This is a genomic window from Pseudomonas sp. R62, from assembly GCF_000257605.1.
Lineage (GTDB): Bacteria > Pseudomonadota > Gammaproteobacteria > Pseudomonadales > Pseudomonadaceae > Aquipseudomonas > Aquipseudomonas atacamensis.
In genome coordinates this window covers 336,694-359,061 of sequence record NZ_JH635999.1, presented here as the reverse complement: position 1 = coordinate 359,061, position 22,368 = coordinate 336,694, and the positions used below count along the sequence as shown (strand labels likewise).

Genomic DNA, 22,368 nt, shown 5'->3' with positions numbered 1-22,368 from the left:
CCGTTGCCCAAGCGTTTGGAATCTACCTTGGTGTCAATGATCTCGCCCACGGCGAGGATGTCCGCCGAGGTTTCCACCAGCGTCACCATGACCACAATGCACATCGACAGGATCGCAGCGAAATGGAAGGTCGGCATGCCGAAGTGGAACGGTGTCGGGAAGCCGAACATGGGGCCGGTGGTCACACTGGAGAAATCCGCCATGCCAAGGAACACCGCCAGCACCGTGCCGATGACCATGGCCAGCAGAATCGACAGCCGAGAAATGGTCGCGCTGCCAACCTTGCTCAGCAGCAACACCAGCACCAGCGTGACCGCCGCCAGACCGATGTTCTGCATGCTGCCGAAGTCCGGCGCGTGGCTGTTGCCGCCCATCGCCCAGCGTGCGGCCACCGGCATCAGCGTCAGGCCGATGGTGGTGATCACAATGCCGGTGACCAGCGGCGGAAAGAACTTGGTGATGCGTGAAAACACCGGCGTGATCAGCAAGCCGATCAACGAGGCGGCAATCACCGCACCCAGCACCGATTGGAAACCGCCCTCCCCGCCGCTGCTGACGATCGCAACCATGGTCGCCACGCCGGAGAACGATACGCCCTGGACCAGCGGCAGCTGACAGCCAAAAAACGGCAGACCCAGGGTTTGCAGCAACGTCGCCAGCCCCCCCGCAAACAATGAAGCAGCAATCAACAGACCAATGTCCGCCGGCGACAGACCGGCCGCCTGGCCAATGATCAGTGGCACCGCAACGATACCGCCGTACATGGTCAGAACATGTTGCAGGCCGTAAGCCATATTCGCGCCGACCCCGAGGTTTTCGTCCTCGGGCCGTTGGTGTGAAACATGGGGCGTTTTCATGGTGGGGGGTTCCCTGGTTTTTGTTATGCGCACACTGTATTCAATACTCAGGACAAATGTCCATAGAGTTGTATACAACTTATCAGTCACATAATGGTTAGGTAGCCATCCAACCTTCTAGCCTGCGCTTCTTGCCCTAACAAATCCGGCAACACATCCCCGCTGCGTCCGCGCCAGTGCCCACTAGGCTGAAGTGTTCACGGCGACCGACGGTGCAGTCGCGCTGTTTTTTATACATATAAAGTATGCATAATAAATCAGTGATTCAATTACGACGGGAGTTAAGGAGGCTTGAACGATGAAAGACGAATACGACTTTTCCGCAGGTAAACGCGGCGCAGTAGCGCCGAGCAAGGGCAAGACCCGCATCACTATCATGCTTGATGACGCGGTGATCGAAGCGGCGCGTACCGCCGCGGAAACCGAGGGCTTTGGCTACCAGACTGTGATCAACAACACCCTGCGCCATGCTCTGCTTGATGGCCCACGCCAGCAGGGAAGCGCTGACGATTCAGGTCTGACGGGGCAATTCAAGAAAGGGATCACCGCCACCGATCTCAAGAGTCTCGAGCGAAAGCTGTCAGCGGCCATCGGCGAAATCCGTCGCGTATTGGAGCCTGATGTAAAGCCTTAGATGGAGGCTGGCGCGATGACCCGAGCCAGCGCTTGTCGCACACGCGGTGAATCAGGCACCTGAAGGTCGAACTCGCGCCGCAGCAATTTCATCAGCTCGTCGACGTCCGCCACCTCGCGCCGCTCACTGTCCGCGCCCATGTGATGAATGGCAAAACTGCCGTTGTTCAGGGTTTTGCGCCAGCCAGCGCCGGTACGCGCGACCATCAGGCGCTGGGCAAAAGGTGACTCGGGATGGGTGGAGACGTACCAGTTGCCAACGGTGTAATCGATGTCCTCCTGGCGTTGCAGATCGAACAGGTACATCGGCCGCCATTCGCCTGCAACCTTGGCGCGCAGCAGGTAGCCATCGCTCTGCTTGTCGATGCGGTAGGGTTCGTGCGGGGTGGGTTGCTCATGTTCACTGTCGAGCAGCAGCGGCGCCGTGGGCACCATGCCGCCGAAGCCAACGTCGGTGATGTAACGCACTTCGTCGATGGTCACCAGACTCAAACGATGGGTTCGCGCCGTCCAGCTGCCTTCCGGCTGATTCATCACCACGCGCCCGCTGATCGCCCGCGCGTCGAAGCCCAATTCAAGCAGCAGCGCATAGAACAAATGATTGAGCTCATAGCAGTAGCCGCCCCGCCCCTGCTGCAACACCTTGTCTTCGATGGAGACCAAGTCGATCAACACCGGCTCTCCACTGATCGTCGCCAGATTTTCGAAAACAAACCGAGCGGTGTGGCGCAGTTGCAACTGGCGCAACGTATCCAGTGTCGGCGGCGGCGGCGGCGGCGGCGGCGCATCGAAACCCAGACGTTGCAGGTACAGATTGGTATTGGTCAGCCGTGGCGCACTCATTGCTCGATCCTTATGCATGGGCCGCAGAACACTGCGTGGATGTTGCCCTGTATACGGGATCAGGCACGGCTTTCGACAATTGATTTCGCCAATCGCCCGTTCAGCGCTTTTTCCGCGAAGCGATGCGAATCCACGTCGGCGCATGGTCGCTGGCGTGCGGTTCGTTGCGCACCCAGGCGTCAACACCGGCGTCGTGCAGATACGGGCTCAATGCCGGGTTGAGCAGCAGGTGGTCGATGCGCAGGCCGGAGTTGGTTCGCCAATGATTGCGGAAGTAATCCCAGAAGGTGTAGAGGCGCTCTTCGGGATACACGTGGCGCAGGGAATCGGTCCAGCCCTGATCCAGCAACCGCTGGTAGCACTCGCGGCTTTCAGGTTGCAACAAGGCGTCCTTGAGCCAGGAACGGGTGTTGTAGATGTCCATGTCGGTGGGCACGACATTGAAGTCACCGGCCAGGACCACCGGGTGATCGCTGCTTTGCAGGTCTTTGGCGTAATTGATCAGACGCTCGAACCAGGCCAGTTTGTAATCGAATTTCGGCCCCGGCTGCGGGTTGCCATTGGGCAGATACAGGCAACCGACCAGCACACCGTGCACCGCCGCTTCGATATAGCGGCTGTGGGTGTCATCGGCATCGCCGGGCAAACCGCGTCGACTCTCCAACGGCTGCGCATCACGCGCCAGAATCGCCACGCCATTCCATGACGCCTGGCCCTGCCAGATCGCGCCGTAACCGGCGGCCTCCAGTTCGGCGGCGGGAAATGCGCTGTCCACTGACTTGAGCTCTTGCAGGCAGACGATGTCCGGCTGCTCGCGCTTGAGCCATTCCAGCAGATTCGGCAGCCGCGCGCGCATGCCGTTGACGTTGAAGGTGGCGATTCGCAGGTTTTTCATCGTCTGCAACTCCTGCCCGGTGGGATTGCAAATTGTGACCCTGAGAACGCCGCGCAGGTTGCATCGAATGACAATACGACAGCTCAGACGCGATTACGCAGCCATTGCAGAAAGCCTCTTTTCGGCGCGACCACGGGCGCGTCCTCGGTCAGCGACTGCGCCTTGTGCAGACGGAAATCGAGCAATGCCTGCATCGCATCGTGGATGTCATGGCGCGCATCCAGGCACGGTTTCAGGTAGGACTTCTCGATGCGATACAGGGCGCAGAAAGTCTTCGCGGAAAAATCCGCCGGCAAGGCGGTGTCGGAAAGAATCCCGGCCTCGCCGATCACCTCACCCGGCCCCATGCGCCCGGATTCCAGGGGTGCACCATGGCGCTTGAGCGTCACCGAAACCACGCCGGACTCAATGATGAACAAATGATCGCTGACCTCGCCGCCCGCGAGAATCGTTTCGCCGGCGCGGAAAGTTTGCAGGGTCATGTTCTGGCTGAAGGTGTCTTTTTCTTCTTCACGCAGAGTCGAGAAGATCGGTGAGCTTTCCAGCAGCGCCCGTGGCCGCGACAACTGCGGTGCGGCGCTGCTCTCGTTGCTGGACAGCAGGTTGATCCCGGACGCCTGCAAATGCCGGTAAGCGAGGTCGAACAACTGATTGCGCACCACGCGCTTCTCGCCCATCGAGGCGACAAACCCGCTGATTTCGTATTCCGCGCCGCCGCTGGCAGAACTCTTCAACGACACGCTCGGCGCCGGTGTGTCGAGCAATTGCCGGCAGCCTTGCATCGCCCGCTCCAACGCCTCGATCACTGAGCTGGGCCGGGCATGGGGGCTGACGGGCACGCTGACGGAAACGCCGAACATATTGCTCGGTCGGCTGAAGTTGATGATTTTGGCTTTCGCCGCCAGCGAGTTGGGAATCACGGCCATGCTGCCCTGACTGGTTTGCAGACGCGTGGCGCGCCAGTCGATGTCGGTGACGCGGCCCTCGGTGCCGTCGATGGAGATCCAGTCATCGAGTTGATAGGGCTTGGTGGTGTTGAGGACGATGCCGGAGAACACGTCGCTCAAGGTGCTCTGCAAGGCCAAGCCGACGATGATCGCCAACGCGCCGGACGTCGCCAGCACGCCTTTGACCGGCAGATCGAGCACGTACGCCAGCGCCGCAATGATCGCGATGAGGAAAATCACCGCGCCGAGCAAGTCCTGCAACAGCCGGCCGGTATGGCCGACCCGCTGCATCATCACCGCGCCGATCAACACCGTCAGGGTGCGCGCACCAAACAGCCACCAGCCGATCTGCAACCCGGTCGCCGCCAGATGCAGCGGCACGTTGTCGGCCCACGGCGCCGGCTCCATCGGGTTGAGGCCTTCGTTGAACAGCACAATGCTGAACAAGGCGAAAATCAGCACCCGCACCAACAGCTTCCATTCGCTGCCGCGAGAGCTGATCAGCCGCCACAGGCCAAGATCGAGCAGGATCAGGATCAACGCGCTAAACAACGGGTGTTCGGTCAGCAGAGACAGCATCAAACAACTCCGACAAAGGCCAATCGCGAGAAGATCGCACAGATTGGCACAGTGTAGGAGCAATTGATTTCGGTGGATGAGCACCGGCTTACAAACACTGCAAAACCCTGAGCTGACGAAGGCTGCGATCTTGAGGCAGTGGGACGCGGAGCGTCCCCGGCTGCATTCCCACGCAGAGCGTGGGAACGATCAGACGCTGAACAACCTGTGGGAGCGAGCCTGCTCGCGAAGGCGTCATGTCAGTCACTACTTCTTCGACCGAATCAGAGCATTCGCGAGCAGGCTCGCTCCCACAGGGAAGTTTCAGTTGGCGGTAAAGCTCGGGGTCAGGCGTGCATCTGGCCAAAGCGCCCGGACTGGAAGTCGGCAAAGGCCTGATGGATTTCCTGCTCGGTGTTCATCACGAACGGGCCGTGGCCAACGATCGGTTCGTCGATCGGCTCGCCACTGAGCAGCAACACCACCGCGTCTTCGCTGGCCTGGAGGGTGAGTCGATCACCGTCGCGTTCGAACAGCGCCAACTGCCCTACCCCAACCGATTCCGCACCGTTGACCAGCACCGAACCTTTCAACACCACCAGTGCGGTGTTGCGTCCTTCGTGCAGATCAAGCGTCAGCAACTTGCCGGCATTGAGGCGCAGATCCCACACGTCGATTGGCGTAAAAGTCCGCGAAGGTCCGGTGTGCCCATCGAATTCGCCGGCGATCAGACGCAGGCTGCCGGCGTGGTCCTTGAGCGCGATGCTCGGAATGTCGCGGTCGAGAATGGTCTGGTAACCCGGCGCGGCCATTTTGTCCTTGGCCGGCAGGTTGACCCACAGCTGGACCATTTCCAGCTTGCCGCCGGTTCGGGCGAAGTTTTCCGAGTGGAATTCCTCATGGAGGATGCCCGACGCTGCGGTCATCCACTGCACATCACCCGGGCCGATGGTGCCGCCACTGCCGGTGGAATCGCGGTGCTGCACTTCGCCGTCGTAAACGATGGTCACGGTTTCGAAACCACGGTGCGGGTGCTGGCCGACGCCACGCTGTTCAGCGGTCGGGGTGAATTCGGCGGGACCGGCGTGATCGAGCAGCAGAAACGGGCTGATGTGCTTGCCCAGGTTGTCGTAGGAAAACAGCGTGCGCACCGGGAAACCATCGCCGACCCAATGGCCGCGCGGGCTGGTGTAAATGCCGATGATGTTTTTCATGGGGTCTCCAATGGGTGAATGCATTGGATTAAGCCTAAAGGCATATCGAATATTCGACTAGAGGGTGGAAATCGGCTTGAGTGTTCCATATGCAGAACAATTGAGTCAGCGGCGCGCATTTCGCGAGCAGGCTCGCTCCCACAGGAATCTGCAATGGTTCAGAGGCAACGTGCGAGGCCGTGCATGGCTTCGCGCAACCTGTCGATGGCGCGGTCGATGACAGCGCTGTCACTGTCTCGGCACGCCGTGTCCAGATCTGCACACGCCGCAACAACCCGCGCAGCCCCAACCATTTGCGCACCGCCCCTGATGCGATGGGCCAGCTCACGCAGGCCGTTGCGGTCGCCGACGTGGGTCTGATCCAAAGCTTGCAGATCGTCGCGCAAGCTATTGCCGACTTCCTTGCGCAAACGCTCGATCAACGAGTGATCGGCACCGGCCATCTGCTCCAGGGCACTCAGATCAATCTCGACGGGCTCGGCACTTGGCGGTTCATCTTCGTGGCGCTCGCAACGCTGAGCGCCTTTCAGGGCTTCAGCCAGATCATGCAAACGAATCGGTTTGAACAGGCAACCGTCCATGCCAGCGTCCAGACAACGCAAACGCTCTTCGACCTGCGCATTGGCCGTAAAACCGAGGATCAGACAGGGTGCGCGGCCGCCGGCGGCTTCTTCGTTGCGAATCGCCTGTGCCAGCTCATAGCCATTGCGTCGCGGCATGTTGCAGTCGGTAATCACCACATCGAAGGCCTGGGTTCGCCAGCGGTCCAGCCCCTGTTCGCCATCGCCCACATCTACCGTGCGATGCCCCAGTTCGCTCAATTGCCAGCACATCAGCAAGCGGTTGACCGGGTGATCGTCCACCACCAACACGCTTAATACACAGGTAGCGGCTGCCGCCTCGGGCGTTGCCAGTGTGGTCGTCACAGCTGTCAACAGCGGCAAGGACAGATTCATTTCCACTCGCGTGCCTTGCCCGAGATCACTATCGAGACCCAGCGTGCCGCCCATCATTTCGCAGAGGTTACGGCTGATCACCAGCCCCAGGCCGGAACCGCTGCGCGCCGCTTGAAGGCTATTGCTCGCTTGAACGAACGGGCTGAACAGGCGCTTTTGATCTTCGCCGCTGATGCCGATGCCGTTGTCTTCGATGCGCAACAGCAAGTCCACTTCAGCGTCGGTCATGGCGATGACCTGCAAGCGCAAACTCACCTCGCCCGCCTCGGTGAATTTGATCGCATTGCTCAACAGGTTCGACAGCACCTGTTTGAAGCGCGTCGGATCAATCAGCACATCCACGTCGGCGCGCGGATCAAGTTCGATGCGCCACAAGAGCCGTTTCTGCCGCGCCAGCCCTTCGAACACTCGGCATACCGATAACACCGTCTCGCGTAAATTGGCCCGCTCGGGCGAAAGGGACAAATGCCCCGACTCGATACGAGCGATGTCGAGAATGTCGCCAATCAACGCCAATAATTGCTGGCCGGCATTCGACGCCACCTGAATTGCCAGTCGATCAGTCACGCCCTCCTCTGCGCGCTTGAGCGCCAGTTCGAGCATGCCGATCAAGGCGTTCATCGGTGTGCGGATCTCGTGGCTCATGGTCGCCAGGAAAGTGCTTTTGGCCCGATTGGCCTCATCCGCTGCGTCCTTGGCCTGTTGCAGTTGCAACAACCATTGCTGGCGCTGATGGATCTGCCGACGCTGCCAGCCGATCCAGATCAAGGCCAGCAGCAGCAAGCCTGCGGCGCCGGCAAAACCAAGCAGAATTTCGCGGCGATGGCGCGACCAATAGCTGTCCTCCACCACCACATCGTGGCTCCAGCGCTCGACCAGTTCATCCATTTGCTGCGGCGCGATGCTCAGCAACGCCTTGTTCAGGATCGAGTGCAGCAGCGCCGACTGCGGCGCCGTGGCCAAAGCGATGCGCGCCGGCTGATCGCCTACGGTGCCGGTAATACGCAGGCGGTCGCGGTATTGGCGGGCGATCAGAAAACGCGCCACCAGCAACGAGCTTACCGTCACGTCGACCTGTCCACGGGCAATCAGCGCCATGCCTTCGGCGGGGCTTTTGACTTCGACCAGACGCAGGCCGGGAACCCGTTGCAAGAGGTATTCGCGCAACGGGTGGCCGCGATAGATCGCCAGGCGTTTGCCCGCCAGTTCGTCGAGCGGCAATGGATGTGGTCCGTTCGCTGCGCTGACTAGCACGAACGGATTGTTCAGATAGGCGCGGGTGAATTGCAGCTGCGCTTCCCGCTCGGTGCTCGGCGTCACCACGGGCAAAATATCGAGTGCGCCGGCCTGAAGTTGTTCGAACTGGTCGTTCAGCGAGGTGCCACGCACGATCTCGAAATTCAGCCCGCTGCGCTGCGCAATCAGGCTCAGCAACTGCGCTGCCAGCCCGTTGAAGCGTCCATCAGCATCGAAAAACGCCAACGGCGCGAAGTCTTCGACAGCGCCGACCCGCACCACCGGGTGCTGATCCAGCCACTGCTGCTCGGCGGCGCTGAGCTGTACCCGCGACTGTTCGGCCATCTCGGCGAGGCCGACGCTCCAGCGCTGTTCGATCAGATGGCGACGCTCCATGGGCACGGCCAGCAAGGCCTTGTCGACGATGCGTTTGAGCACCACATCGCTGCGCAACAACGCAAAGGCGAACGGATTGGCATCAAGCCCCGACGGCCCGGCCAGTTGCAGGTCGTTGCGATAATTGGTGTTGATCAGGTAGTTGGCGCTGATGAAGTCGCCCAGGTACACGTCGTCGGCACCGAAGGCGACCGCGCCGAGTGCATCCATGGCCGAAGCATAAAGCTGTACGTGGGCGCCGGGGTAGAACGCCTGAACATGGGCCAGTGGCAGGTAATCCTCGACCATGGCGATGCGTTTGCCTGCAAGGTCAGCAGGCAGTTTCTCGTCATGACGCGTCACCAGCATCGGCTGATCTTCAGCATACGGCCGCGATAGAACAAAGGCCGGATCCGCCGCTTCGAAACTGTTCGAGGTGCCCAGGAGTTCGACGTCAGCGCGCTTGAGTGCGGCCATCAGTGCGGGACGATCGGCGAAACGCCGCACTTCGATCCTGATGCCGAGCAGTTGCGCCAGCAGGTCGGCGTAATCCGCCGTCAGCCCTTCCAGCTCATGCTGATTGCGGGTGATTTCGAAGGGCGGGTAATCCGGGCCGGAGATGCCCATGCGCAAGACTGGATGCTCACGCAGCCACTGGCGCTCCCGATCATCGAGGCGCACCTGGATACTTCCCGGTTCGAGGCGCGCCAGCACCTCCAGCGTCTGCGGCTGGTCATTCGCCCCGACCGAGGCAACAAGCCCCAGCCACAGCAATAAAACCCGCAGTCCCTGCATCATGTCGGGGTACTCAGATCAAGTGATTGCGCTTGGCGAACTCACGCAGAAGCACCAGCGAACCCAGGCCAAGTTTCGCCATCATGCGGGTCTTGTAGGTGCTGACGGTTTTGTGACTCAGGTGCATTTCCAAAGCGATGGCCTTGTTCGGTTTGCCCAGCGCCAGATTCACGAAAATGCATAACTCTCGATCGGACAGCTGCGCGATCAGCTCCTTTTCCGTGCGTTGCACGGCGTTGTACAGACCGCTGGTATTGGGCAATGCGGAGAAATAAGTGTGGCCGGACATCAATGCCTTGATGGCTTCGTGCAGCAGAGTCAGTTGATTGCTCTTGGTCACGTAGCCCCGTGCGCCGGCGCGCAGACAGCGCTCCTGGTAATGCGTGGGCTCATGCATGCTGAACACCAGCACCCGGCAACGCGCCGTTGGCGCCTTGATCTGGATTCGCGTCAGCACTTCCAGACCGTCCATCGATCCCAGCCCCAGATCGAGCACAACCAGGTGCGGATCATGCGCGCAGATCAACGGCACGACTTCATTGCCATTGGACGCTTCATGAATCTGCGTGAAGCCTTGAGCCTGCAGAACGATCCGAATGGCCGCGCGCACGACTGGATGGTCATCGACGATCAGCGCTGACTTCATTGGGACTCCTGCAAAATCGAAGACACCGCAACAGTCTGTCCCGGAGTCGGTGGCTGCGCCGGCACTGTTACATGGATGGGCAAGAGAATCACCTGTCAGGTCTGACAGTTGTGCAGAGTGTTTTTTTATGCATTGGCATGGCGCAACGATGCGTGGGCGTCAGGCGCTGCCTGGGGTTCGTCGCAAGTTTCGACTCTCGCCATTACCTGCCCGATGAGCTGTGAATTGGGCAATGGCGTCGGGCTGATCTGCGCGTTTTCCTGAGCAAACCCGGCAGCCGCCTGCAAAGGTGCCGACGGTTCGTTGTAGATCAGAGCATGGCGAACCTGTGGGTTATCGAGCAGAAAGCCCAGCAGATCGAGAGAGCCTGCCGCCAGTTCGGCATTGATCACCAGCACATCGAACGGCTCGCAGCCATAGTCGACCAGGGTCAACAGTTCGCCGAGAGTCTGCACCGGGGCGACGCGGTAGTAGCCGAGCGCGTTGAACAGGCGCTCGATTTTCATGCGATGAAAATGCTGCGGGTCGGCGATCAGGATGCGCAACGCTTTGTTGCTCATGGTCATTCTCCCGGTGAGGTTTGGGGAGGGCAAGACTACGCAAGCGTCGGCGATAGCTCTGTAGGACTTTTCCTAAAAATTTGGTCATTCATCCGGCGGCCCTGACGCACCAATATCCCCTGCTCGCGAAGGCGGTATACCTGTCAGAAATTTATTGACTAACGCGAGCAGGCTCGCTCCCACAGGGGAAAGCATTCCATGGCGGTTATTGCCAGCCGAACCGGCGGATGTAGAAGCCTTTAACGGCTTGGGTCAGCGCCATGTACGCCAGCAGAATCACCGGCAGAAACACGAAATACAGCGACGGCAGCGCCTGCAATTTGAAGTAATGCGCCAGCGGCCCCATTGGCAGGAAGATGCCGACCGCCATGATGACCCCGGTCATCACCAGCAGCGGCATGGCCGCGCGGCTTTGCAGGAACGGGATCTTCGGCGTGCGGATCATGTGCACGATCAGCGTCTGTGTCAGCAGACCGACCACGAACCAGCCGGACTGGAACAGCGTTTGGTGATCCGGGGTGTTGGCGTCGAACACGTACCACATCAAGGCGAACGTCGTGATATCGAAGATCGAACTGATCGGGCCGAAAAACAGCATGAAGCGCCCGACGTCAGCCGGCTGCCAGCGCTGCGGCTGTTTCAGCATCTCGTCGTCGACGTTATCGAACGGAATGGCGATCTGCGAAATATCGTAGAGCAGGTTCTGCACCAACAGGTGCATCGGCAGCATCGGCAGGAACGGGATGAACGCGCTGGCAACCAGCACCGAGAACACATTGCCGAAGTTGGAGCTGGCAGTCATCTTGATGTACTTGAGCATGTTGGCGAAGGTGCGCCGCCCTTCGAGCACGCCCTCCTCCAGCACCATCAGGCTTTTTTCCAAGAGAATGATGTCCGCCGCTTCCTTGGCGATGTCCACCGCGCTGTCCACGGAAATGCCGATGTCGGCGCTGCGCAGCGCCGGCGCGTCGTTGATACCGTCGCCCATGAATCCGACCACATGGCCGTTGCCCTTGAGAATGCCGACGATGCGCTCTTTGTGCGCCGGCGTGAGCCTGGCGAAGACGTTGGTCGTCTCGACCGCCATGGCCAGGTCAGCATCACTCATGCGCTCAATGTCATTGCCCAGCAGCAAACCCTGTTGGGCGAGGCCTACCTCACGGCAGATTTTCGCCGTCACCAGTTCGTTGTCACCGGTCAGCACCTTGACCGCCACGCCATGCTCGGCCAAGGCCTTGAGCGCTGGCGCGGTGCTTTCCTTCGGTGGATCGAGGAACGCCACGTAACCGATCAGCGTCAGTCCCTGCTCATCAGCCAGGCTGTAAATCTCGCGCCCTTCTGCCATTGAGCGAGCCGCGACCGCCACCACGCGCAGACCTTCAGCGTTGAAGGCTGCGGTGACCTGACGAATCCGCGCCAGCAATTCATCGCTCAAAGCCTCATCAACTTCGCCGTGACGCACCCGGCTGCACACCGCCAGCACTTCTTCCACCGCGCCTTTGCAGATCAGTTGATGGGGCTGACCGCGGCCCTCCACCACCACCGACATGCGCCGGCGATTGAAATCGAAGGGGATCTCATCGACCTTGCGAAACACGCTGCCGACCTTGAGTTCGCGATGGACTTCCACGTGTTCGAGCACGGCGACATCCAGCAGGTTTTTCAGGCCGGTCTGGTAGTAGCTGTTGAGGTAGGCCAGTTCCAGCACAGCGTCAGAATCCTCACCCCAGACGTCGACATTACGCGCCAGAAAGATCTTGTCCTGAGTCAGGGTGCCGGTCTTGTCGGTGCACAGCACGTCCATGGCGCCGAAGTTCTGGATCGCGTCGAGGCGTTTGACGATGACCTTTTTGCGCGACAGAAACACGGCGCCTTTTGCCAGGGTCGAGGTGACGATCATCGGCAGCATTTCCGGGGTCAGGCCGACCGCAATCGACAGCGCGAAGAGCAGCGCTTCGCTCCAGTCGCCTTTGGTGAAACCGTTGATGAACAGCACCAGCGGCGCCATGACGAACATGAAGCGGATCAGAAGCCAGCTGACCTTGTTGACGCCCTGCTGAAACGAGGTCACCGCGCGGTCCGTCGCGCCGACCCGTTGCGCCAGCGCACCGAAGTAGGTGCTGTTGCCGGTGGTGAGAATCAGTGCAATCGCGCTGCCGGAGACGACGTTGGTGCCCATGAACAGAACGTTGTCCAGCTCGAGCGGGTTACGCGTGTCGTGATCGGTCTGCCGGGTGAATTTCTCCACCGGCATCGATTCACCGGTCATCGCTGCCTGGCTGACGAACAAGTCCTTGGCGCTGAGCACGCGGCAATCGGCGGGAATCATGTCGCCGGCCGAGAGCACGATGAGATCGCCGGGCACCAGTTGCTTGATCGGCAGCTCCCGCCGTGGCGCATCCCGGCGCAGCACCGTGGCGGTATTGCTGACCATGGCTTTGAGCGCATCGGCGGCCTGATTGGATTTACTCTCCTGCCAGAAGCGCAGCAGCGTCGAGAGCACCACCATGGAGAAAATCACCACGGCGGCCTTGAGGTCTTCGGTCAGCCAAGAGATCACCGCGAGCAGAGTCAGCAGCAGGTTGAACGGGTTTTTGTAGCAGTGCCACAGATGGGTCCACCACGGCAGCGGTTGCTCGTGCTCGACCTCGTTGAGGCCATGTTGCGCGCGCAGTGCATCGGCCTCGACCTCGGTGAGCCCCTCGCCGTGCGTGCCCAGCGATGACAGCAACGCAGCGCTGTCTTCATGGGCGGCAGCGACCAGCGTACTGGCCAGCGTCGGCGGCACTTCACGGCTGACCGTGGTGTCATTGATCGAATCCAGCAACGCGAGGCGACGGAAGTGCCGGGCGATGTGACGGCTGCGCAGAAAGCCTGCGAAAAATTCCTTGAGCGTGAGTTTCATGGCTGTGTCCTCTGTGGTCAGCCGGGAAACCGTCGAGCAGGTACCGCCGCGCCCTGGCACCGGGAAAACCGGCGCGGCAAGGCGTGGCGCGCCCGTCGGGAATGACAGGCGTGTCGATAGGCGGCGCTGACGATTGAGGTCGTCAGCACGCTTGGTTCAGCGTCGATGAGAAGGACGTCGAGACACGATCCGGAACGGGTCGTGCACGGGATGCCGCTGCTCGCTGTTACGGCGAGACAACGGCAGGGAAAGGCTGCGCGTTATCTTGCCGAGAATCTGCCGGTGATCGAGACCGGCCGACAACTGTCACTCGAACAAGTACCCACTGTGGGTCTCCGCAATTGATGAAAACGCGGGCAGCTTACGCCCGCAGCGAAACGGCTGGAAGAGGTGTTTTCGGGGAATGTGGGGGGTGTTCAGGAAGGGTTCAGAATTTCCCCGCGATCGTTCCTACGCTCAGCGTAGGAACGCCTCATCGGACGCTCCGCGTTCGGCTTCTGAAAGGGACGCGAAGCGTCCCGGGCTGCATTCCCACGCAGAGCGTGGGAACGATCATATGTGGGGCTTTCCATGGCCCCTTCGCGAGGAGGCTCGCTCCCACATTCTGGCCTGTGTTCACAGGACCATTGTGGGAGCGAGCCTGCTCGCGAAGTCGATATGTCAGGCAATGCAGATTCAGCTGGCAGTCGCCAACAACAGCTCCGCCACCGAGCGGCTGTGCCCGCGCTGTTTGCCATGCTCGTACAGCGAGCCGGCGATTTCGTCGGCGCGAATCGGCAGCACCGACAGCAGCGTATCGCTCAGGCCATGGCTGGCCTGGCAGAAGCCCTGCATATAAATGCCGGCCTTGCAGCGCTCGTCGGTGATCAGTTTGTAGTTGCGATCGACCTCGAACTCACCGAGGTACTCCTCCAGCGGCGCGAGCAACTTGCGGTGCATCTGCCGCTCGTAACCGGTGGCCAGCACCACGGCGTCATAGATTCGCACCGTGACTTCGCCGGTGGCGTTGTTGCGCACGGCCAGTTCGATGCCGTTTGCCGTGGCAGTGGCGCTCTCGACGGTGGTCAGGGTGCGGAACGCATGGCGGGCAATCCCGGAAACCTTCTGCCGGTAGAAGATGCCGTAGATGCGTTCGATCAGGTCGATGTCGACCACCGAATAGTTGGTGTTGTGGTACTCGTTGACCAGACGCTCGCGCTCGACGCTGTTCTGCTGGAACACCAGATCGGTGAACTCCGGCGAGAACACTTCGTTGACGAACGGGCTATCATCCGCAGGCTTCAACGCCGAACCACGCAGGATCATGTCGACCTGCACCGACGGGAACGAATCATTCAGGTCGATAAAGGCTTCCGCCGCGCTCTGCCCGCCGCCGATGATGGCGATGCTCATCGGTTGGTTGTTCACACACGGCTGCCTGGCCATTTGCGACAGGTATTGCGAATGGTGGAATACCCGGTGATCGCCCTTCAATGCTTTGAACGCCTCCGGAATGCGCGGTGTGCCGCCAGCGCTGACCACCACCGAACGCGTGGTACGCACGAATTGCTGGCCGTCGCTGCCCCGGGAAATCACCCGCAAGGCTTCGACCTGCTGGTTGTGCAATACCGGTTCGATGAACTGCACTTCTTCGCCATAACGGCTCTGCGCGGTGAACTGCCCGGCCACCCAGCGCAGGTAGTCGTTGTACTCCATGCGGCATGGATAAAAGGTGCCGAGGTTGATGAAGTCGACCAGACGCCCGTGGTGCTTGAGGTAGTTGACGAACGAGTAAGGGCTGGTCGGATTGCGCAGGGTCACCAGGTCCTTGAGGAAGGAAATCTGCAACTCGCTCTGCGTCGACAAGGTGTTGCCGTGCCAGCTGTAAGTGGCCTGCTTGTCGAGGAACAGCACATCCAGTTCGCCCTGGATCCGGCCGCGCTCCTGCAGAGCGATGGCCAGTGCCAGGTTCGAAGGGCCGAAACCGACGCCGATCAGGTCGTGAACGATGGGCGATGCAATTGCCTGTGTCATTTCCAGTGTCCTCTGGATGAACCCCTCAACGCGGGGAAATAAAGCCTGGGTGGCCTGACCGGCCTGAATCAGGTCAGCAGGTCGTCTGTTGAGTAGGAACGAGGACGATGAAAGGAAATTTAACCGGCGCGGATCACTGGCCATCCCATTGCTGGATGCGCAGGCGGCAATGCTTCATGGCGTTGACGATGTGTTTTTCCACCAGTGCCCGGGAGATGCCGAGGGTCTGGGCGATTTCCGGATGGGACATTCCTTCGATCTTGCGCAGCAGAAAACTGTCGCGGCACAGCGGCGGCAGCTCGGCCAGTGCGCGCTGAAGCATTTCCAGGCGCTGTCCGTGATCAAGGGTGCCGTGAGGCGAGGGAGTGAAATAGCGCTCTTCGTTATCCAGCACGTCCAGCGATTCGACCTGGCGCAGCGCGTTGCGGCGGTGATCATCGATAACCAGGTTCAGCGCGGTGCGATAAAGGAAGGCCCGGGGTTGTTCGATCGGCACCTCGCTGGAGCGCTCCAGCACGCGTACATAGGCGTCATGCACCACATCCTCGGCGACCTGACGGTTGCCCAGTCTGGCGTTGAGGAAACACACCAGCTCACGATAGTAGTTTTCCAACATGACTCCCGACCGCATCGATGCCGTTTCTGTCCTTGAGCGCACTGATCAGACCTGCGAATCACGCAGTAGCAAGATAGTGGCAACTTGAGGTGCGTAATTTATAGTAATTCTCATATAGATTTAAAGAGTTGATTCCATATCCCGGACAAATAGTCGTGGCCCGGCGTGCGGTAACTCGATGTGTCTGCGGCTAAATTCCGTCGCCCATGCCTCGTTTACAGGACAGCCCCTGTGTCTGTCGTGCCTTGCGACGGGCCGCAACCACTGGCCGGAACCCTGCATGAATCGTCCCCGCCCCGCCCGTCGCGCGCTGTTTGTCGCCCTCTGTCTGATTCCCGTGATCGCCGTCGCTGCCTGGCAAGTCTTGCCACCCGGTCGCAACGCCGTTGCCACTGTGCAGGTCAGCCGCGGCGATATCGAAAACAGCGTGACAGCGCTCGGCACCTTGCAGCCGCGCCGCTATGTGGATGTCGGCGCACAGGCTTCGGGGCAGATTCAGAAGATTCACGTCGAGGCCGGCGATACGGTCAAGGAAGGCCAGTTGCTGGTGGAAATCGACCCGTCGACACAGAAAGCCAAGCTCGATGCCGGGCGCTTTTCCATCGAAAACCTCAAGGCGCAGTTGCAGGAGCAACGTGCCCAGCACGATCTGGCGCAGCAGAAATACCAGCGCCAGCAGAAACTCGCCGCCGGTGGCGCCACCCGCGAAGAAGACGTGCAGACCGCGCGCGCCGAGGTCCGCGCAACCCAGGCGCGCATCGACATGTTCCAGGCGCAGATTCGTCAGGCCCAGGCCAGCCTGCGCAGTGACGAGGCGGAACTCGGTTACACGCGCATCTATGCGCCGATGAGCGGCACCGTGGTCGCCGTCGGTGCGCGCGAAGGCCAGACCCTCAACGCGCAACAACAGACCCCGCTGATCCTGCGCATCGCCCGGCTGTCGCCGATGACGGTGTGGGCCGAAGTTTCGGAGGCCGACATCGGCCACGTCAAACCCGGCATGAGCGCCTACTTCACCACCCTCAGCGGCGGCACTCGGCGCTGGAGCAGCACCGTGCGGCAGATCCTGCCGGTGCCGCCGCGTCCGCTTGAACAGAATCAGGGCGGCAGCCCTACCAGTGGTCGCAGCGGCAGCGAACGCGTGGTTCTTTATACCGTGCTGCTCGACGTCGACAACGCCGATCACAGCCTGATGACCGACATGACCGCCCAGGTATTCTTCGTCGCCGAACAGGCGCAAGACACCCTGACCGTGCCGACTGCTGCCCTGCAACCGGGCTCGCGTCCGCAGTGGCAGCGAGCGCAGATCGTCGCTGCCAACGGTGAAATTCAGGCACGCGAGGTACGCACCGGCATCAGCGATCGCCTGCGCACCCAGGTGCTCGAAGGTCTGGCCGAGGGCGAGCATGTTCTCAGCGCGCCGGCCACTGGTCATGGAGGCTGAATGCACACGCCCCTGATCGACCTGCGGCAGATCCTCAAAGCCTACGGCGGTGATGACAGCCCACTGGTGGAAGTGCTGCGCGGGATCGATCTGTCGATCCACGCCGGCGAGTTCGTTGCCATCGTCGGCGCCTCCGGTTCGGGCAAATCGACGCTGATGAACATCCTCGGTTGCCTCGACCGTCCCACCAGCGGAGAGTATCTGTTCGCCGGGGAAAATGTCGCGCAGCTGGACAGCGATGAACTGGCCTGGCTGCGCCGCGAAGCCTTCGGGTTTGTCTTTCAGGGCTACCACCTGATTCCCTCCGGCTCGGCGCAGGAAAACGTCGAGATGCCAGCGATCTATGCCGGCACCCCGGCCGCCGAGCGGCATGCCCGAGCTCACGCGCTGCTGGAACGTCTCGGCCTCGGCACTCGCACCGGCAACCGTCCGCATCAGCTTTCCGGCGGTCAGCAACAGCGGGTGTCGATCGCCCGTGCGCTGATGAACGGCGGCCACATCATCCTCGCCGACGAGCCGACCGGCGCCCTCGACAGCCACAGCGGCGCCGAGGTCATGACCCTGCTCGACGAACTCGCCGATCAAGGCCATGTGGTGATCCTCATCACCCACGACCGCGAAGTGGCGCAACGGGCCAAACGCATCATCGAAATCCGTGACGGCCTGATCATCAGTGACAGCGCCGAGCACGCGTGCGCGCCGCCTGCGGCCAATCCCGGGGCGTTGCAAGCGGTCGACCTGCGCCAGCGCCTGAGCAGCGGCAGCAACCAGACCGGCGCCTGGAAAGGTGAACTGCTCGACGCTGTACAAGCGGCGTGGCGAGTGATGTGGATCAACCGCTTTCGCACCGCGCTGACCCTGCTGGGCATCGTCATTGGCGTGGCCTCGGTGGTGGTCATGCTCGCCGTCGGCGAAGGCAGCAAGCGTCAGGTCATGGCGCAAATGGGTGCGTTCGGCTCGAACATCATTTACCTCAGCGGCTCGGCGCCGAACCCCCGCACGCCGGAGGGCATCATCACCCTCGACGACGTTGCCGAACTGTCCGCCCTGCCCCAGGTGGAACGGATCATGCCGGTCAACGGCTCGACCGCTGGGGTGCGCTTTGGCAATGCTGACCACAGCAGTTACGTCGGCGGCAATGACACCAACTTTCCGCAGATTTTCAACTGGCCGGTGATTCAGGGCAGCTACTTCACCCAGGCCGACGAGGACAGCGCCGCCGCCGTCGCGGTGATCGGCACCAAGGTCCGCGACAAATTGCTCAAGGATGTCGCCGACCCCATCGGTCAATACATCCTCATCGAGAACGTGCCGTTCCAGATCCTCGGCGTGCTTGCGGAAAAAGGCGCCAGCTCCGGCGACTCCGATAGCGACAACCGCATCGCCGTGCCTTATTCGGCGGCGAGCACGCGCCTGTTCGGCAGCCGCAATCCGCAATACGTGGTGATTGCCGCCAAGGACGCGCGCAAGGTCAAGGACGCCGAACAGGTTATCGAACAGGCGATGTTGCGTCGGCACCACGGCAAGAAGGATTTCGAGCTGACCAACAATGCCGCGATGATCCAGGCCGAAGCGCGCACGCAAGGCACGCTGTCGCTGATGCTGGGGGCTATTGCGGCGATTTCCCTGCTGGTCGGCGGTATCGGCGTGATGAACATCATGCTCATGACCGTACGCGAACGCACCCGCGAGATCGGTATTCGCATGGCCACCGGCGCCCGTCAGCGCGACATCCTCCGTCAGTTTCTCACTGAAGCGCTGATGCTCTCGGTGGTCGGCGGAATCGCCGGAATCGGCCTGGCGCTGCTGGTCGGCGGCGTGTTGTTGCTCAGCGGCGTGGCGATCGCCTTTCAAGGGCTGGCGGTGATCGGTGCGTTCGCCTGTGCGCTGGTCACCGGTGTCATTTTCGGCTTTATGCCGGCCCGCAAAGCTGCCCGGCTTGACCCGGTCACGGCCCTTACCAGTGAATGATCGACCTATGAAAGTGCGACTGACCTTCCTCGCCGCCAGCCTGTTGCTGGCGGCCTGCAGCAGCCCGGCGCCGCGCCTGGACAGCGGCGTGCAGCCACCGAGCGCGTGGCAGTCCGCCGACACCCCCGGCGCGCTGCAGAGCAATCGGCAATGGTGGACGCAATTCGGCAGCCCCGAACTGGAGCGGCTGGTGGAACAGGCACGGCTGGGCAGCTACGACCTCGCCGCCGCCGTGGCGCGAGTCAGACAGGCCGAGGCCAGCGCAACCATCGCCGGCGCCCCGCTGCTGCCCGAGCTCAAGGCCGGGCTGAATGCCAACCGGCAGAAACTGATTCACGGCAAGGGCTACAGCCAACTGGATGTCAGCCCGGAGAATCGTTCGCTGGACTATTACGATGCCGAGCTCAGCGCCAGCTACGAAGTCGATTTCTGGGGCGGTAAGCGTGCCGCCCGCGACAGTGCGGTGTTCGGCGTGCAGGCCAGCGAGTTCGACCGCGCCACCGTCGAGCTGACCTTGCTCAGCGGCGTCGCCAACAGTTACACCCAGGCCCTGGCCTTGCGTGAGCAGGCGCGCATTGCCGAACTCAATCTGGCCAATGCGCAAAACGTGCTGCATCTGGTGCAGACCCGCTTCGACGCCGGCAGCGCCACCGCGCTGGAGCTGGCCCAGCAGAAAAGCCTGGTGGCCGAACAACAGCGTCGCCTGCCGCTGGTGCAACAACAGGCCCGCGAAGCACTGATCAGCCTCGCCGCCCTGCTCGGCCAACCGGTGCAAGCGTTGCCGTTGCCCACGCAATCCTTCGCCCAATTGCACTGGCCGGACATCGCCAGCGGCGTGCCGAGCGACTTGCTCAGTCGGCGTCCGGACATTGCCAGCGCCGAGGCCAAGCTTGCGGCAGCCCAGGCTGATGTCACCGTCGCCCGCGCCGCGATGCTGCCGAAAATCACCCTGACCGCCAGCCTCGGCAGCGGCGCCGACCTTGCCGCCGACCTGCTGCGCACGACGTTCTACAACCTGTCCTCGGGGCTGACCGCGCCGATCTTCAACAACGGCCGCCTCAGCGCCGAACGCGACAAGGCCAAGGCGCGGCAGGACGAATTGCTGGAGACCTATCGCGGGGCAATCACCAACGGCTTCGCCGACGTCGAAAAAGCCCTCAGCAGCATTCGTGGCCTCGACGAACAACGGCAATGGCAAAGCGAAGAACTGAACCAGGCACAAACCGCCTTCGACATCGCCCAGAGCCGCTACCAAGCCGGCGCCGAAGACCTGCTCACCGTCCTGCAAACCCAGCGCACGCTGTATGCGGCGCAAGACCTCAACGTGCAACTGCGCCTGTCGCGGTTGCAGGCGAGCATTGCCTTGTACAAAGCGTTGGGGGGCGGCTGGGAGGCGATCTGACAGAGATGCGTCGAATGGACTGACGCCTTCGCTGGCAAGCCAGCTCCCACAGGGATCAGGGTAAATCTGCTGTTCATTCGTATCTTTGAGATAGCTATCGCGAGCAGGCTCGCTCCTACAAGAGTAAGTGCAAGGTCAAAAGATCGCAGCCTTCGGCAGCTCCTACAGTCTCCGCGCTCACCTCTGGGCCGAGTGTCAGCTCGCCTGCTTTTGATCTTGATCCACCGGCGACGTCGGAAGGCTGAGCGGAGGGATTGATCCGGGTGTGGGAGCGCAGCGACCGTCTGGCGCAGCCAGACACAGCGGAAGGAGGTGCAGCGAAGCAAACCGTAGCCGCTGCGCCCGGATCGATCCCGCAGCGAAGGAACCCGAGCCTGCGAGGGCCGAACGCAGGAGCAAGCGTTTTTTTGCTTACTTTTTTTAGGCGTTTGTAAAAAAAGTGAGTCGCCGTAAGGGCGAAACCTTAGGTAGTCGTTACCGCAGCGATGGATATGTACGCCACCATAAATACCCCTGTAGGAGTGAGCCTGCTCGCGAAGGCGGTGGGTCAACCGGCATAGCAGCTGATTGACACGACGCCATCGCGAGCAGGCTCGCTCCTACAAAAGATTGCGACCAATTCAGAGTGTGTGTTGAACCAATCTAGAGCTGTCGGCCCTTGACCTTCAGGTGCCGCGCATACCAGGGGCGCTGTGGCACTTTGCGGAACAGTTCGGTCATGTTGTCTTCGTCGCCAAAAGTGATACGCAGCGCCAGTTTCATGGTTTCCGGGTCCATCTCCACGGATCGCCCAGCTTGCAGGCCGGGCACGGTGCTGCAGCCGTGGGTGTCGGGGCCGAGCCAGGGGTCGGCGACTTCCACCCAACGCCCCGGTGCAAACCATGGCACGCCGTTGACTTCCAGACGGCTCACTTCGCCCGGATGAAAACGTTCATGGGCGCGGAACCAGTCTTCCAGGCGATCATCGATCCAGCCATGAAAGCGCCAGAACACCGGGTTCACATGGGAGGAAAACGGATCGCCGAGGAAGTCGTTTTCCGGCGCATACCAGCGCGCGGCGAAGTCCGCCTGATCGCGCGCCATCGGCACCGGAATGTCGTTGGACGGATCACGCGCCACCGAGGCCCAGCGCATGTGCAGCCAGTCGTGCAGGCCCAGTTCGACTTCCGAACCGAACTGGCCAAGGGTCAATTTCGATAAGTATCGCGGGTCACGGTACTGCGATTCCCAAACCAGGAAATTGCTCTGGAAGGTCTCCGCCGCTTTGATGTCGCTGACCCATTTGGTGTACTCGTCATCGCCCTCGGCCAGCCAGGTCGGCGGCAGCGAATTGCCGTCGTGATTGTCGAAATAGCGGGCGAAGCCCTGGCGGTCACGTTCCAGCTCAGGCTGCGGCTGCGGGAACGCCGGCCAGGAAGGCAAATCCTGCATCGAACGGGCGATGCCTAGCATGTGCCGATGCATAAAGAAAAAATCCACGCCCGAGCCATTGCGATCCTTGC

15 protein-coding genes and 1 pseudogene are annotated in these 22,368 nt (G+C 61.3%); 4 read left to right on the top strand and 12 right to left on the bottom strand.

Going from position 1 to position 22,368, the window contains the following annotated elements:
* Positions 1-857, bottom strand: an 857-nt coding sequence (locus tag OQK_RS19850; protein ID WP_038861988.1) for a solute carrier family 23 protein, incomplete at its 3' end; no start/stop codon positions are given.
* A 298-nt stretch (positions 858-1,155) separates the two neighbouring features.
* On the opposite strand from OQK_RS19850, the gene OQK_RS19845 reads away from it, so the two are divergent.
* Positions 1,156-1,491 (top strand): BrnA antitoxin family protein, encoded by a 336-nt coding sequence (locus tag OQK_RS19845; protein WP_016773914.1) that lies wholly within the window; start codon positions 1,156-1,158, stop codon positions 1,489-1,491.
* Here the strand turns inward: OQK_RS19845 and OQK_RS19840 are convergent.
* The 10 genes from OQK_RS19840 to OQK_RS19795 all read right to left on the bottom strand — a co-directional run bounded on the left by OQK_RS19840 (position 1,488) and on the right by OQK_RS19795 (position 16,049).
* Positions 1,488-2,333, bottom strand: a complete 846-nt coding sequence (locus tag OQK_RS19840; protein WP_016773913.1) for an arylamine N-acetyltransferase family protein — start codon at positions 2,331-2,333, stop codon at positions 1,488-1,490. The two genes, OQK_RS19845 and OQK_RS19840, sit on opposite strands and share 4 nt — an antisense overlap.
* Positions 2,334-2,433: 100 nt before the next feature.
* The gene (xth, locus tag OQK_RS19835; protein WP_016773912.1) at positions 2,434-3,228 is read right to left on the bottom strand and encodes an exodeoxyribonuclease III; all 795 of its coding nucleotides are present in this window, start codon (positions 3,226-3,228) and stop codon (positions 2,434-2,436) included.
* A gap of 83 nt (positions 3,229-3,311) precedes the next feature.
* Positions 3,312-4,754 carry a mechanosensitive ion channel family protein gene (locus tag OQK_RS19830; protein ID WP_016773911.1) on the bottom strand — a complete coding sequence of 481 codons (1,443 nt, stop codon included), beginning with the start codon at positions 4,752-4,754 and terminating at the stop codon, positions 3,312-3,314.
* 326 nt (positions 4,755-5,080) lie between these two features.
* Positions 5,081-5,947: a pirin family protein gene (locus tag OQK_RS19825; RefSeq protein ID WP_016773910.1), complete on the bottom strand. Its 867-nt coding sequence runs from the start codon at positions 5,945-5,947 to the stop codon at positions 5,081-5,083.
* 158 nt (positions 5,948-6,105) lie between these two features.
* Positions 6,106-9,312, bottom strand: coding sequence for a transporter substrate-binding domain-containing protein (locus OQK_RS19820; protein WP_016773909.1), 3,207 nt, complete (start codon positions 9,310-9,312; stop codon positions 6,106-6,108).
* 10 nt (positions 9,313-9,322) lie between these two features.
* Entirely contained in the window at positions 9,323-9,955 is a 633-nt protein-coding gene (locus OQK_RS19815; protein WP_016773908.1) for a response regulator transcription factor, read from the bottom strand.
* A 125-nt stretch (positions 9,956-10,080) separates the two neighbouring features.
* A complete protein-coding gene (locus OQK_RS19810; RefSeq protein ID WP_016773907.1) occupies positions 10,081-10,515 on the bottom strand; it encodes a hypothetical protein in 435 nt (144 codons plus the stop codon).
* A 205-nt stretch (positions 10,516-10,720) separates the two neighbouring features.
* Positions 10,721-13,420 (bottom strand): magnesium-translocating P-type ATPase, encoded by a 2,700-nt coding sequence (gene mgtA / locus OQK_RS19805; protein ID WP_016773906.1) that lies wholly within the window; start codon positions 13,418-13,420, stop codon positions 10,721-10,723.
* A gap of 675 nt (positions 13,421-14,095) precedes the next feature.
* Positions 14,096-15,433, bottom strand: coding sequence for a lysine N(6)-hydroxylase/L-ornithine N(5)-oxygenase family protein (locus OQK_RS19800; protein ID WP_016773905.1), 1,338 nt, complete (start codon positions 15,431-15,433; stop codon positions 14,096-14,098).
* A 133-nt stretch (positions 15,434-15,566) separates the two neighbouring features.
* Positions 15,567-16,049, bottom strand: coding sequence for a sigma-70 family RNA polymerase sigma factor (locus OQK_RS19795; RefSeq protein ID WP_016773904.1), 483 nt, complete (start codon positions 16,047-16,049; stop codon positions 15,567-15,569).
* Between the two features lie 280 nt (positions 16,050-16,329).
* Between OQK_RS19795 and OQK_RS19790 the strand changes: the two genes are divergently transcribed.
* Genes OQK_RS19790 through OQK_RS19780 form a run of 3 tightly spaced genes read left to right on the top strand, consistent with a single transcriptional unit; the run spans position 16,330 to position 20,866 of the window.
* Positions 16,330-17,493 carry an efflux RND transporter periplasmic adaptor subunit gene (locus tag OQK_RS19790; RefSeq protein WP_016773903.1) on the top strand — a complete coding sequence of 388 codons (1,164 nt, stop codon included), beginning with the start codon at positions 16,330-16,332 and terminating at the stop codon, positions 17,491-17,493.
* The gene (locus OQK_RS19785; RefSeq protein WP_016773902.1) at positions 17,494-19,464 is read left to right on the top strand and encodes a MacB family efflux pump subunit; all 1,971 of its coding nucleotides are present in this window, start codon (positions 17,494-17,496) and stop codon (positions 19,462-19,464) included.
* A 7-nt stretch (positions 19,465-19,471) separates the two neighbouring features.
* Positions 19,472-20,866 (top strand): efflux transporter outer membrane subunit, encoded by a 1,395-nt coding sequence (locus OQK_RS19780; protein WP_016773901.1) that lies wholly within the window; start codon positions 19,472-19,474, stop codon positions 20,864-20,866.
* Between the two features lie 642 nt (positions 20,867-21,508).
* On the opposite strand, the pseudogene OQK_RS31505 reads toward OQK_RS19780, so the two are convergent.
* Positions 21,509-22,368: pseudogene (locus tag OQK_RS31505) on the bottom strand (PvdJ/PvdD/PvdP-like protein); the annotation flags it as partial.

What these genes read in the sequence shown, in the direction of transcription:
- OQK_RS19845 (WP_016773914.1), top strand. Translation starts at nt 1,156, where the DNA reads ATGAAAGACGAATACGACTTTTCCGCAGGTAAACGCGGCGCAGTAGCG.
- OQK_RS19840 (WP_016773913.1), bottom strand. Translation starts at nt 2,333, where the DNA reads ATGAGTGCGCCACGGCTGACCAATACCAATCTGTACCTGCAACGTCTG.
- xth (WP_016773912.1), bottom strand. Translation starts at nt 3,228, where the DNA reads ATGAAAAACCTGCGAATCGCCACCTTCAACGTCAACGGCATGCGCGCG.
- OQK_RS19830 (WP_016773911.1), bottom strand. Translation starts at nt 4,754, where the DNA reads ATGCTGTCTCTGCTGACCGAACACCCGTTGTTTAGCGCGTTGATCCTG.
- OQK_RS19825 (WP_016773910.1), bottom strand. Translation starts at nt 5,947, where the DNA reads ATGAAAAACATCATCGGCATTTACACCAGCCCGCGCGGCCATTGGGTC.
- OQK_RS19820 (WP_016773909.1), bottom strand. Translation starts at nt 9,312, where the DNA reads ATGATGCAGGGACTGCGGGTTTTATTGCTGTGGCTGGGGCTTGTTGCC.
- OQK_RS19815 (WP_016773908.1), bottom strand. Translation starts at nt 9,955, where the DNA reads ATGAAGTCAGCGCTGATCGTCGATGACCATCCAGTCGTGCGCGCGGCC.
- OQK_RS19810 (WP_016773907.1), bottom strand. Translation starts at nt 10,515, where the DNA reads ATGAGCAACAAAGCGTTGCGCATCCTGATCGCCGACCCGCAGCATTTT.
- mgtA (WP_016773906.1), bottom strand. Translation starts at nt 13,420, where the DNA reads ATGAAACTCACGCTCAAGGAATTTTTCGCAGGCTTTCTGCGCAGCCGT.
- OQK_RS19800 (WP_016773905.1), bottom strand. Translation starts at nt 15,433, where the DNA reads ATGACACAGGCAATTGCATCGCCCATCGTTCACGACCTGATCGGCGTC.
- OQK_RS19795 (WP_016773904.1), bottom strand. Translation starts at nt 16,049, where the DNA reads ATGTTGGAAAACTACTATCGTGAGCTGGTGTGTTTCCTCAACGCCAGA.
- OQK_RS19790 (WP_016773903.1), top strand. Translation starts at nt 16,330, where the DNA reads ATGAATCGTCCCCGCCCCGCCCGTCGCGCGCTGTTTGTCGCCCTCTGT.
- OQK_RS19785 (WP_016773902.1), top strand. Translation starts at nt 17,494, where the DNA reads ATGCACACGCCCCTGATCGACCTGCGGCAGATCCTCAAAGCCTACGGC.
- OQK_RS19780 (WP_016773901.1), top strand. Translation starts at nt 19,472, where the DNA reads ATGAAAGTGCGACTGACCTTCCTCGCCGCCAGCCTGTTGCTGGCGGCC.